The organism is Agrobacterium sp. SUL3 (assembly GCF_001263295.1).
GTDB classification, from domain to species: domain Bacteria; phylum Pseudomonadota; class Alphaproteobacteria; order Rhizobiales; family Rhizobiaceae; genus Agrobacterium; species Agrobacterium tomkonis.
The window spans coordinates 25985-37912 of sequence record NZ_KQ414500.1; the positions used below are offsets into that span (position 1 = coordinate 25985).

Sequence of the window (11928 nt, forward strand, 5' to 3'; positions counted from 1 at the left end):
TCATGCTCCTCCGATCCGGATGGTGGAAAAACGCCGGATGACCGGCTCTGGCATGGTGTAGCTGTAGAGGCTCCAGATCGGCAGATCGCTGGCGTCGTATTCTACCTTGACCGTGAACTGGTTGGCATTGGCGGGATCGGTGGCGACATCGACGGTGAAACGGTTCTTGTCCATGAAGGCGTAACTGAGATCGCTTTTGGTGACGAAATCCCGGGCAAGCTGCTGGCGCTCGGTTGTATTCAGGCCGGCAACCGCCGTTCTCGCCGCATCTGCGGCGATCTGTTGCACCGAATAGGCCGCCATCAAGTAGATGCCGTAGGCGATCATGGTCAGAAGGACGAGAAAGAAGATCGGCGCGACGATGGCGAACTCGACAGCGTTCGAGCCGGACCTATCGCGAAGGAAACGCACTGCATTACGCATAAAGCACCCCCGTTTCTTAAGGCACCAAGGTTCGATGCCTTGTTTTATTATTTTCGGAAATGCTAATTTATAGGTGTTAATTTTTTGTTGATGCCGCCCTTATGGGTTGCAGGCGCGTTAAAAACTTCGCGTCAGTACCAGTTGATTTTCAAATAAGCCGAAGCCCTTTGAAGCTGGCGTGGCCATCCTTGCCGATGATGATGTGGTCGTGGACAGCAATGCCGAGTGGCTTTGCAGTATCGATAATGGTTTTGGTCATCTCGATATCCGCCCGCGAGGGGGTGGGGTCTCCACTCGGGTGATTGTGGATTAAAATCAAGGCTGTAGATGATAGTTCAAGGGCGCGGCGCACCACTTCGCGCGGGTAGACCGGCGTGTGGTCCACGGTTCCCTGACCCTGCACCTCGTCGGCGATCAGGACATTGCGCTTGTCGAGGAACAGGATGCGGAATTGTTCGCGCGTTTCATGGGCCATGGCGGCATGACAATAATCAATGACCGATGACCAGGAGCCGAGAACCTGCTTGTTGCGGATTTCGCTTTTCAGCATGCGCTGGGAAACCGAAGCGACCAGCTTCAGATCGAGAGCCACGGCCTCGCCGACGCCTTTCACCTCCTGCAGCAGCGGCAAGGGTGCGCCAAGCACGCCGCCAAGGGTTCCGAAGCGGGCAATCAGCGCCTTGGCGATGGGTTTGGTATCGCGCCTCGGGATCAGCCGGAACAGCAGAAGTTCCAGCAATTCATAGTCGGCAAGTGCGGCGTCGCCGCCATCACGATAACGCGTCCGCAGCCGGTCCCGGTGACCGTGATAGTGTGCGGTCTCCGCTTCCTGTTCGGCAATGGCGACGGTGGGTTTTTTCGGAGCACTTCGCGGTTCGGCAAAAAAGCCGCGCTCATCCGCCGCGTCGAACAGGTCGCCTTCGCCCGCCTCAAAGCCTGACGTCGGGGAAAGATCGGCGGGAGGCGGGGCAGGGCGTTTTGCCATAGGCGGTCTGGCCTTATGCGAGTGGCGGCAGGCCCGGGCGATCAAAGCCGCCCGGTGACAGCGTGAAGATTTCGCAGCCTGTGGCCGTGACGCCGACGGCATGTTCATATTGCGCTGAGAGAGAACGGTCACGCGTCACCGCGGTCCAGCCATCCGACAGCACCTTTACATGCGGCTTGCCGAGATTGATCATCGGCTCGATGGTGAAGATCATGCCCTCGCGGATTTCCGGCCCTTCCTCCGGCTGGCCGTAATGCAGGATGTTCGGCGTGTCGTGGAACAGGCGTCCGACGCCATGGCCGCAGAAATCACGCACCACCGAGCAGCGCTCTGCTTCCGCATAGGCCTGGATTGCCGCGCCGATTGCACCGGTGCGCGCACCGGGCTTGACCGCAGCGATGCCGCGCATCAGGCATTCATAGGTCACTTCCATCAGTCGCTCGGCGGCGCGCTTGATCTGGCCTACCGGATACATGCGGCTCGAATCGCCATGCCAACCGTCAAGCACATAGGTCACGTCAATATTGACGATATCGCCGTCGCGCAGCGGCTTTTCATCCGGAATGCCGTGGCAGACCACATGGTTGATCGAGGTGCAGACGGATTTGGTATAACCGCGATAATTCAGCGTCGCTGGCAGCGCGCCATGGTCGGCGCCGAACTCGAAGACGAAACGGTCGATGGCGTCCGTCGTCACGCCGGGCTTGACGATCGCCGCCAGTTCGTCGAGGCAGCGCGCCGTCAGCTGGCACGCCTTGCGCATACCGTCGAAGTCCTCAGGGGTATAGAGGCGGATGACGCCGGTATTCTTGAGGGGAGCGGAGGCTGCGTCGATATAGGTGACCATCATAGTGCTTTCTGTCTCTTTACGTCCCTGTTCATAAAACAGCCGGACGCCATTCGTCCATCTTAACCGTTCCGCTGACCGAAATTTGTGCCGGGGAGACCGCGCATTTTACCGCATAGGCCTCGACACCACGTGCCATCGCCCGCTGAAACGCCAGCGCATAGACCGGATCAAGATCGTCGCAGATGCGCATCCGGTCACAATCGTCGCGCTGGATGAGATACAGCATCACCGAACGGTAACCGGCTTCCGCCGCGTCACCCAGCTCCTCCAGATGCTTGGCGCCGCGCTTGGTAGCGGTATCAGGGAATTCGGCCAGACCCTTTTTTCGCATGAAATGCACGTTCTTCACTTCAACATAGGCGTCCGGCCGGCCGGGTTCGGTGAGCAGGAAATCGATGCGGGAATTGCGGCCGTATTTCTGTTCGCGCCGGATCGTTGAATAGCCGCCAAGCTCAGGGATACGGCCGTTCACGATTGCCTCTTCCGCCAGCCGGTTCGGCATGCCGGTATTGATGCCGACCACGGTGCCATCTGCCTCGACCATTTCAAACATGTGCCGGTACTTGCGGGTCGGGCTGTCATGTTCGGAAAGCCAGATACGGGAGCCCGGTGTCGTCAGCCCGCGCATGGAGCCGGTATTGGGGCAGGAACCGGTAATCGCCGTGCCGTCCTCCAGAACGGCATCGAAGAGGAAGCGCTTGTAGCGGGAAATCAGCGTGGCGGGAACGAGCGGGGGTGTGAAGAGCATGTGGCCTGAAAGATGTTTCGGTGATGGAATTGGGTCAGGAAAGGACGTAGGTTCCCGGCGCGTCGCCGAGCACGGCACGCTTGCCGTCTTCCGGCTTTCGCGCCTTCACCTTCTCGCCATTCTGGCTTTCGATCCAGCTCTGCCAGTGCACCCACCAGGAACCCTTATGGGCGGTGGCGGCGACCTGCCAGGCATCGAAGTCTCCGGCCGGTGACGGCCCTGTCCAATATTGGTATTTTTCAAGCTGCGGCGGATTGACGACGCCGGCAATGTGACCGGAAGCGCCCAGCACGAATTCCACCGGTCCGCCGAACAGCGCAGCACCCGTGAAGACCGATTTCGCCGGCGCGATATGGTCGTCGCGGGTGGCGAGGTCATAGATCGGTATCTTGATGTCGCCGAGATTGATCCGCTTGTCGGCAACACGCATCAGCCCGCGGGCGAGATTGTTCTCCAAGTAACAATTACGCAGATAGAAGGAGTGGCTGGCAGCCGTCACCCGGGTCGAATCGGAATTCCAGTAGAGCAGATCGAAGGGCAGGGGCTCGGTGCCGCGCAGGTAATTATCGACCATATAGGGCCAGATGAGATCGGAAGCGCGCAGCATGTTGAAGACGGTGGCCATGATCGAGCCGTCGAGATAACCGACCGCCTGCATATGCCTGTCGAGCGCCGCCAGCTGGCCTTCATCGATGAAGACCTTGAGATCGCCGGCATGGATGAAATCGGTCTGGGCGGCGAGCAGCGTGGCGCTGCGGATACGCTCATCACCTTGCTGCGCATGCAGTGCCAGTGCCGAGGATAAAAGCGTGCCGCCGACGCAATAGCCGATGGCGTTGATTTGCCTCTCGCCGGTTCTTTCCTCGATGGTGTCGAGGGCGAAATCAATACCTTCGCGGATGTAATCGTCCCAGCTCTTGTCGGCGAGGCGGGCATCCGGGTTGATCCAGGAGACCATGAACACGCTGTGGCCTTGATCGAGGCACCATTTAACGAAGGATTTCTGCGGGTTGAGATCGAGAATGTAGAATTTGTTGATCCATGGCGGCACGATCAGCAGCGGCCGTTTGAAGGCCTTCTGTGTTGTCGGCGCATAATGGATGATCTCGCAGAGCGGGCTTTTGGCCACCACCTTGCCCGACGTTACCGCGATATTCTGGCCGATGACGAATTTGCTGTAATCGGTCTGGCGCAGTTTCAGGTGGCCATTGCCTGCTGCTACATCCTCCGCCAGCTGCGCCATGCCCTTGACGAGATTGGCGCCGCTGGAGGCAACCGTTTCACGGAAGACCTGCGGATTGGTGAAGACGAAATTGGCCGGCGAAAGCGCCTCGGTTACCTGCCGCATGTAGAACAGCGCCTTGGTGCGTGTATGTTCGTCCAGCCCCTCGGCTTCCGTCACCATCCGGTCGGCGAAGCCCACGGTGGTTTGATAGGCTTTCAGGAGAAAATCGAAAAACGGATTGGCCTGCCAGTCGGCATCCGCAAAACGCCGGTTGCGGCGCTGCGCGGGGCCGGTCTCAGTGGGTTTTTCCGAGGCCGAATCGGCAGCTTCGGAAAATTGCGCCACCGATTTTGTCCACAGGTCGTAATAGCTGGAGAGAAGATGGGTCTGCGCTTCCAGCGAACGTTGCGGCTCGGCCATCCAATATTCCGCGACATCGGACAGCGTCTTGACGAGGTCGGTCATGGGATCGGCGCTGTTTTCAGGGATTTCGCCGCGTTCACGCGGCGCCAGCCATTCGGACGCGGCCTTGCCGAGATTTTCAAGCGCGCGGGCGATGTTGATCGCGAAGGCTTCAGGGTCGCGGATCAGGTAGGCTTCGGCGGATCCGGCGTCGAAACCGGGCGTTTTGCCGCCCTTTTGCTTCTGCCCGCCGTCAACACCCGCCATGCGCTATCCTCCGCCAAATTTGTGTTTGCACATTCTGCATGAAAACGAATACAAGTTCCACCAGCAAGGGGAGGCAGCAAAGGGCCGAACCGCAGTCGAATTCGATATCGGCAGATATCCTTACAGGCGGAACACGACGATGGGCAAGCAGATGGGCACATGGGGAACATATGCGGAAAACACTGCGAGAATCGCTGTGCTTTCCCTGTCCGGCGTCCTGATCGTTACCGGGCTCGCGGCCTGCAAGGCTCCCGAACCGATCGTGGCGCCTGCCCATATGCGCCGTCCGACGGCAGAAATTGTCGGTCCGCGCCCCGTTAGCGACAATGCGGTGAGCCAGAAGCGGGACACGGGCACCTATCCGACCTTCTCGGCACCCATGACGGCGGCCGGTACCCAGATGGGTGACGATGAGGCCTCCACCATGGAAACCAGCCTCTCGCGCCTTGGCGCGGCACGCCGCAACGGCCAGATTTCGGAAGCCGAATACAAGCGCCGGGTTGCGGAACTGCGGGCGCTCGGCGAAAACCAGAAGCCGGTTGCGACGCCTGCTGCTTCGCAGTGAGATTATCACGCGCGTCATGCGCGATATAACGAACCCACGCCAACATCCTTGAGTGACGAAACACGCCCTGAAACCAAGCTGGCCCATATGCGCCATGAGGCTTGAGATGGAGCGAGCGCATGCCGCTTGTTTCTTCTCCCCGGCGGGGAGAAGAAACAAGCGGCGATGCCGAGCCTGGGATGGTGGCACTTACCGCTCATGGGTCAGGCCGGCCCGGCAATCATAACCCCTTCTTTACCCTGCCTTTGAACCATCCGCTTACCCAAGATGTTAAGCGGATGGATGCTGTTTGGCGCTTATGATGCAGCCATAACAAACAGGCCGCTGAAAAAGCGGCATACAGGGTGAAATATCATGAAATGCATCGCCGCTTTGCTGGTTCTTGCCGGTTTTGCGCTCGCCCCCGCTCAGGCGCGGGCGCCGCACGTCAATATTGGAACGCCCGCGCTTCAGGGTCGATGAAAAATGGCGAATGCCGATCAATCGTTGCCGGCAGCTTCGTTCAGAATGTCGAGATCGGGCACCGTGATATGGCGGTTATTCTCGATGCGGATGATGCCTTCCTTGCGCAGCTTGGTCATTTGCCGGCTCACCGTTTCGATGGTGAGGCCGAGAAAATCGGCGATGTCGGCGCGTGAGAGCGGCAGGTCGAAAGCCGATTTGTCGTCGTTTTCGGGGTCGATGTGGGTGGCGATCATATAAAGGAAGCTGGCAACCTTCTCCTGCGCCGATTTACGGCCAAGCGTCAGCATCCAGTCGCGCGCCTCATCCAGTTCCTTCAGCGACTGGTTATGCAGCTTGCGCTCCATATCAGGCACTTCCGAGACCATGCGGTCGACGATGCGGCGTGGGAAAAGGCAGATTTCGACATCCGTTGCCGCTTCCGCCGTCATCTTGCTTTCCGCCATGAACGGGCGGCCGAGAAAATCCGGTGCGAATTGCAGGCCGACGATCTGCTGGCGGCCATCCGACATCATTTTCGAAAGCTTCACCACGCCATTGAGGATGTTGCCATAGGATGTGACAAGCTCCCCCTGGCCGAGCAGCTCATTGCCGGCCTCCAGCTTTTTGCGGCTGGAATAACGGTTGAGATCGCAGAGCTGCTGCGGGGTCAGCGTGCTGCAAAGACCGCCGTGGCGCGCCTCGCAGGAGCGACAGACAACGGGCTCTTCCGAATTGTGGATGGTCTTCTGCAGCGTGTCCATAAGCCTTTTCCAATGCTGGCTTTTTCGGGACGATTGCGACCGTGGGTATCAAATACGGTCTCTTTAAAGGCTTGCGCCGCGTAGCCGTCGCCCCAGCGTCTACTTTAGGAAGAACTTAAGGCGCAATTTGATTGAAGTCAAAGTTGCAAACTGTCGCAGCCGTTACTGAAAGAGAGGAAATCGACATTTTCTTGATAAAAGGCAAAACCGGTGATGAATACCGAACTTCTTCGCAAATATTCTGGCGCCGTACCCCGTTACACGAGCTATCCGACCGCGCCGCATTTCCACGAGAGAATCGATAATGCGACCTACCGGCAATGGCTGGGCGAGCTCAACCACCGGAACCGGATATCGCTTTACCTGCATATTCCCTATTGCGACCGGTTGTGCTGGTTCTGTGCCTGTCACACCAAGCACACGCTGAAATACGAGCCGATTGCCGTTTATCTGGAAGCACTTAAGCAGGAAATTGCCGCGGTCGGCGCGCTCGTTTCACCTGACGCGGTGGTGAGTGCCGTGCATTTCGGCGGTGGTTCTCCCACCATGCTGAAGCCTGAGGACATGGTGAGTCTGATGGACTGTCTGCAGCGCCATTTCACTTTTGGGCTGGCGCCTGAAATCAGCGTGGAAATGGACCCGAACGATCTGGATGACAGCCGTTACGACGCGCTTGCCGCCGTCGGCATGTCGCGGGCGAGCCTCGGCGTACAGGATTTCGATGACAAAGTGCAAAAAACCATCAACCGTATTCAGTCTTTCGAACAGACAAAATCCGTCGTCGATGCGGTGCGGGCGAGGGGTGTTCACTCCGTCAATTGCGACATTCTCTATGGTCTGCCGTTCCAGACCTGCGAGACGCTGAAGAAGACAGTGGATCAGATCGTCTCGCTCGATCCGGATCGGGTGGCGCTTTTCGGTTATGCCCATGTTCCGTGGATGAAAAAACACCAGTCGCTGATCCCAGAACACGCACTTCCGGATATTGCCGAGCGGTATCGCCAGATGACGATGGCGGGCGAGATGCTGCAACAGGCGGGTTACAACGCGATCGGCATCGACCATTTCGCCAAGCCAGCCGATACCTTGTGCCAGGCGGCCGAAGCGGGTGCGTTGCGGCGGAACTTCCAGGGCTATACCACTGATACTGCCGATGCGCTGATCGGACTTGGCGCTTCTTCGATCGGCCGGCTGCCGCAGGGTTATGTGCAGAACATGGTGGCGACCGGGGAATATCAGCGGATGACGGGCGAGGGCGGCCTTGCCATCGTCAAGGGAATAGAACTGTCGGAAGAGGACCATCTGCGCTCGCATGTCATCGAGCGGCTGATGTGCGATTTCGCGCTCGATTTCGCCGATCTCGATCAGCGTTTCGGCAAGGCCAGCCATGCCGTGCGGATGCAGGCACAGCATTTTGCCGCCGGCAACAGCGATGGCGTGGTGCGTATGGATGCCGATATTTTTGCGCTTACCGAGGTGGGCAGGCCCTTCGTGCGTAATATCGCGGCAATCTTCGACACTTATCTCGGCAATGGACGCGGCCGCCATTCGGTTGCTGTTTAGGCAACAGTTTTGCGGCAAATTTCAAAGTTACGTCACGAAACCATTGGCTTTTTTGTGTGACTTGCCTATGTGGTGCGTCAGACAGGATAATTCATACGAACGACAATAAGGATTATGGGCGTGACAGCTACATTCGACAAGGTTGCCGACATTATCGCCGAAACCAGCGAAATCGACCGCGAAACCATTACGCCGGAAAGCCACACGATCGACGATCTGGGCATCGACAGCCTCGACTTTCTGGATATCGTTTTCGCCATCGACAAGGAATTCGGCATCAAGATTCCGCTCGAGCAGTGGACGCAGGAAGTCAACGAAGGCAAGGTTTCCACCGAAGAATACTTCGTGCTGAAGAACCTCTGCGCCAAGATCGACGAATTGCGCGCAGCCAAGGGCTGAGATGATGATGCCCGCGTCAAGCGGGCATTTCTCTTTCTGGACCCGGCCTTTCATTGGGCGGGTCGCAACCGACCAGAGACGGGCCGGACGGATGTTGCTTGAATATTTTCAGATGATCGACAAGGTCGAGGCCGTGGATATGACGACGCGCACATTGAAGGCGCAGTCCGTCGTTCCCGACAAAAGCCCGGTTTTCGAAGGCCACTTTCCCGGCATGCCGCTGGTTCCGGGTGTGCTTCTGATCGAGACCATGGCGCAGGCCTCCGGCATGCTGGTTCTGGCATTCAGCGATTTTGCATCCATGCCGTTCCTGATGTCGGTCGATGGCGCCAAGATGCGCACCTTCGTTGAGCCGGGCGCTGTTCTCGACATCGAGGCCGTGCTGGAGCATGACGGTTCTGGCTTTGCGGTTACCAAGGCGAAGATTACCAGCGATGGCAAGAAGGTCTGCGACGCGCAGCTGAAACTGCGCACCATGCCCTTCAGCGAAATCCCTCTCGGTCCCATCGTCAAGAAGCGGGCCGAAGAAGTCGGCCTGATGGCGGCCATTGCCGCGGATGCGCAGAAATAAGCGCTTCCGCCCGTTTCGAAAGAGGGCGTTTTTTCCGTCGGCCCGGTTTCGATGCATGAAAATCGTGGGCTGGCGATGGCCGAACGGGCCTTCACCATTGCCAATCCGCACCGCGCGCTTTATTCCGCAACGCATGGAGCGGTCGTTTGCGACCGCTGTTGGATAGCCGTGACCATTCCGATGGGGCCGGCTGCAAAGGATGACAGACGATGAAATCTGACAATGATGTGGTGATAACAGGGGTCGGCATCGTGACCTGTCACGGCGTCGGCAGCCAGGCGCATGTTGCGCTTCTTTCGGGAGCAGCCGCGCCGGCGACGATTGTCGAGACCGAAAAATTCAAACCCTATCCGGTTCATCCCATGCCGGAAATTGACTGGTCCGCGCAGATTGCCAAGCGCGGCGACCAACGCCAGATGGAAAACTGGCAGCGCCTCGGCGTGTTCGCCGCCGGTTTGGCGCTCGATGATGCCGGGCTGAAGGAGAATGCCGAAGCCTGCGCCACCATGGACATGATCGTGGCCGCCGGCGGCGGTGAGCGCGACATCAATGTCGATACGCTGATTGTCGATGAAGCGCTGAAGCGTAACGACCGCGAAAAGCTGCTCAATGAGAAGCTGACCACGGAGCTGCGTCCGACGCTGTTTCTCGCCCAGCTTTCCAATCTGATGGCCGGCAATATCTCCATCGTGCACAAGGTCACCGGGTCTTCCCGCACCTTCATGGGCGAAGAAGCGGCAGGTATCTCCGCCGTCGAAACCGCGTTTCACCGCATTCGTTCCGGCGAATCGAGCCATGCGCTGGTTGGCGGCGCCTTTTCGGCCGAACGTCCCGACATGATCCTGCTGTTCGAGGCGATCGGCGCGCATGCGCAGGGTGGCTGGCAGCCATTGTGGTCGCGTGGCGATCAGGACGGCGGCGGCATGATTTCCGGTTCGCTCGGCGCATTCCTCGTGCTGGAATCGCGCAAGCACGCCAGCGAGCGCGGCGCGCGCATCTATGCCCGCATCGACGCTATCGAGGGCGATCGTGGCAGCCGCGATGACGGCCGCATGGAAAAGCGTATGGAGCGGCTGCTTGCGCCTGCAAAGGACAGCGCCGCGACCGTCGTATTCTCCGGTGCGAGCGGTTATGACGAGGTGACCCGGCGCGAGAAGGATATTCTCGAAAAGGCGCTGCCGCAGGCCGTCATTCGCGGTTTTGGCGGTATCACCGGCCATGGACTTGAAGCGCAGTTTCCGCTCGGACTGGCTCTGGCGGCGCTGACGCTTGAAAGCGGTGCGAAGGTTCCTGCCTTCGACGCGGCTGCGGAAAAGCAGATGGGCGATGCGGCCAGTGAAGCCGTCGTCACCACTGTCGGCCATGTGCGCGGCGAAGGTGTCGCCGTTCTGTCCCGCGACGTTTGAGGAGAATAGACCATGACTTCCAATTTCAAGGATCATCTCGGTCGCCCGATCGTCGCCGTGACCGGCATGGGTATCATCACCTCGCTCGGGCAGGGGCTTGCCGATAATTGGGCGGCGCTGACATCTGGCAAGTCGGGCATTCACAAGATCACCCGTTTCCCGACCGAGGGGCTTTCCACCCGCATCAGCGGCACGGTGGATTTCATCGATATCCCGGTTCCGAACTCCGTCGAGCGCTCCTATGCCTTCGCGCGTGAAACCACCATCGAAGCTCTGGCGCAGGCCGGTATATCGGGTGATTTCGATGGGCCGCTGTTTCTCGCAGCACCGCCGATCGAGCCGGAATGGAGCGCACGTTTCGAGCTTGCCGACCGTTCGCCGCCGGCTGCCCAGCCTGGCGACGCCTATGAGCGGTTCATGACGGCGTTGCGCCAGCGCCCCGATCCGGCCTTCCAGGAAGCAGCCCTTTTCGGCGCGATTTCCGAGCGTCTTTCCGACCGCTTTGGCACACGCGGCCTGCCGGTCACGCTTTCCACCGCCTGTGCATCCGGCGCGACTGCGATCCAGCTCGGCGTCGAGGCGATCCGCCAGGGCCGCACCGAACGGGCGCTGACGGTTGCGACCGACGGTTCGGTCAGCGCCGAGGCACTGATCCGCTTTTCGCTGCTGTCTGCACTTTCAACCCAGAACGATCCGCCGGAAAAGGCCTCCAAGCCGTTCAGCAAGGATCGCGATGGTTTCGTGATTGCCGAAGGTGCGGCAACGCTGGTGCTGGAATCGCTTGAAGCCGCCGTCGCACGCGGCGCAAAGGTGCTCGGCATCATCAAGGGCGCCGGTGAAAAGGCCGACAGCTTCCACCGCACGCGCTCTTCGCCCGATGGCGGTCCGGCGATTGCGACGATCCGCGCGGCACTCGCCGATGCGGGTGTGGCAGAAAGCGATATCGGTTACATCAACGCCCACGGCACCTCGACGCCGGAAAACGACAAGATGGAATATGGCTCCATGCTCGCCGTCTTCGGCGAGGGCCTGAAGGGTATTCCGCTGTCGTCCAACAAGTCGATGATCGGCCATACCCTGACCGCAGCAGGCGCCGTGGAAGCGGTGTTCTCGCTGCAGACCATGCTGACCGGCACATTGCCGCCGACGATCAACTACAACAATCCCGATCCGACCATCACCCTCGACGTGGTGCCGAATGTGAAGCGGGATGCTCAGGTGAGCGCGGTTCTTTCCAACTCCTTCGGATTTGGCGGGCAGAATGCAAGCCTTGTCATGACGCGGGAACCGGCTTAACCGGTTTCGCCATCAACAGGAGC

Annotated in this window: 12 protein-coding genes; 6 read left to right on the forward strand and 6 right to left on the reverse strand. The window is 59.3% G+C overall.

Translation table 11 applies throughout. From position 1 onward, the window contains the following. From AKG12_RS07415 to AKG12_RS07435, 5 genes are all read right to left on the reverse strand, one after another. The gene (locus AKG12_RS07415) at positions 1–423 is read right to left on the reverse strand and encodes a TadE/TadG family type IV pilus assembly protein (protein ID WP_046800069.1); all 423 of its coding nucleotides are present in this window, start codon (positions 421–423) and stop codon (positions 1–3) included. 148 nt (positions 424–571) lie between these two features. Further along, positions 572–1408, reverse strand: a complete 837-nt coding sequence (radC, locus tag AKG12_RS07420) for a RadC family protein (RefSeq protein WP_052818391.1) — start codon at positions 1406–1408, stop codon at positions 572–574. Positions 1409–1421: 13 nt separating this feature from the next. Further along, positions 1422–2255, reverse strand: a complete 834-nt coding sequence (gene map, locus AKG12_RS07425) for a type I methionyl aminopeptidase (RefSeq protein WP_046800109.1) — start codon at positions 2253–2255, stop codon at positions 1422–1424. A 31-nt stretch (positions 2256–2286) separates the two neighbouring features. Beyond that, positions 2287–3006 (reverse strand): DNA/RNA nuclease SfsA, encoded by a 720-nt coding sequence (gene sfsA / locus AKG12_RS07430; protein ID WP_046800071.1) that lies wholly within the window; start codon positions 3004–3006, stop codon positions 2287–2289. Positions 3007–3040: 34 nt separating this feature from the next. Next, on the reverse strand, positions 3041–4900 hold the full coding sequence (locus AKG12_RS07435; protein WP_052818392.1) for a PHA/PHB synthase family protein: 1860 nt from the start codon (positions 4898–4900) through the stop codon (positions 3041–3043). Positions 4901–5039: 139 nt separating this feature from the next. On the opposite strand from AKG12_RS07435, the gene AKG12_RS07440 reads away from it, so the two are divergent. After that, the gene (locus tag AKG12_RS07440; RefSeq protein WP_046800110.1) at positions 5040–5465 is read left to right on the forward strand and encodes a hypothetical protein; all 426 of its coding nucleotides are present in this window, start codon (positions 5040–5042) and stop codon (positions 5463–5465) included. 479 nt (positions 5466–5944) lie between these two features. On the opposite strand, the gene fnrN is transcribed toward AKG12_RS07440, so the two are convergent. Then, positions 5945–6670 carry a transcriptional regulator FnrN gene (gene fnrN / locus AKG12_RS07450; RefSeq protein WP_046800073.1) on the reverse strand — a complete coding sequence of 242 codons (726 nt, stop codon included), beginning with the start codon at positions 6668–6670 and terminating at the stop codon, positions 5945–5947. Between the two features lie 213 nt (positions 6671–6883). On the opposite strand from fnrN, the gene hemN reads away from it, so the two are divergent. From hemN to AKG12_RS07475, 5 genes are all read left to right on the forward strand, one after another. Next, positions 6884–8233, forward strand: coding sequence for an oxygen-independent coproporphyrinogen III oxidase (gene hemN, locus AKG12_RS07455; protein WP_052818394.1), 1350 nt, complete (start codon positions 6884–6886; stop codon positions 8231–8233). Positions 8234–8347: 114 nt separating this feature from the next. Then, positions 8348–8632, forward strand: a complete 285-nt coding sequence (locus AKG12_RS07460; RefSeq protein ID WP_003495848.1) for an acyl carrier protein — start codon at positions 8348–8350, stop codon at positions 8630–8632. A gap of 91 nt (positions 8633–8723) precedes the next feature. Beyond that, the gene (locus AKG12_RS07465; protein ID WP_020810293.1) at positions 8724–9203 is read left to right on the forward strand and encodes a 3-hydroxyacyl-ACP dehydratase FabZ family protein; all 480 of its coding nucleotides are present in this window, start codon (positions 8724–8726) and stop codon (positions 9201–9203) included. A 209-nt stretch (positions 9204–9412) separates the two neighbouring features. Next, entirely contained in the window at positions 9413–10609 is a 1197-nt protein-coding gene (locus AKG12_RS07470) for a beta-ketoacyl-ACP synthase (protein WP_052818395.1), read from the forward strand. Between the two features lie 12 nt (positions 10610–10621). After that, on the forward strand, positions 10622–11905 hold the full coding sequence (locus AKG12_RS07475; protein WP_052818396.1) for a beta-ketoacyl-ACP synthase: 1284 nt from the start codon (positions 10622–10624) through the stop codon (positions 11903–11905). Positions 11906–11928: the final 23 nt, after the last annotated feature.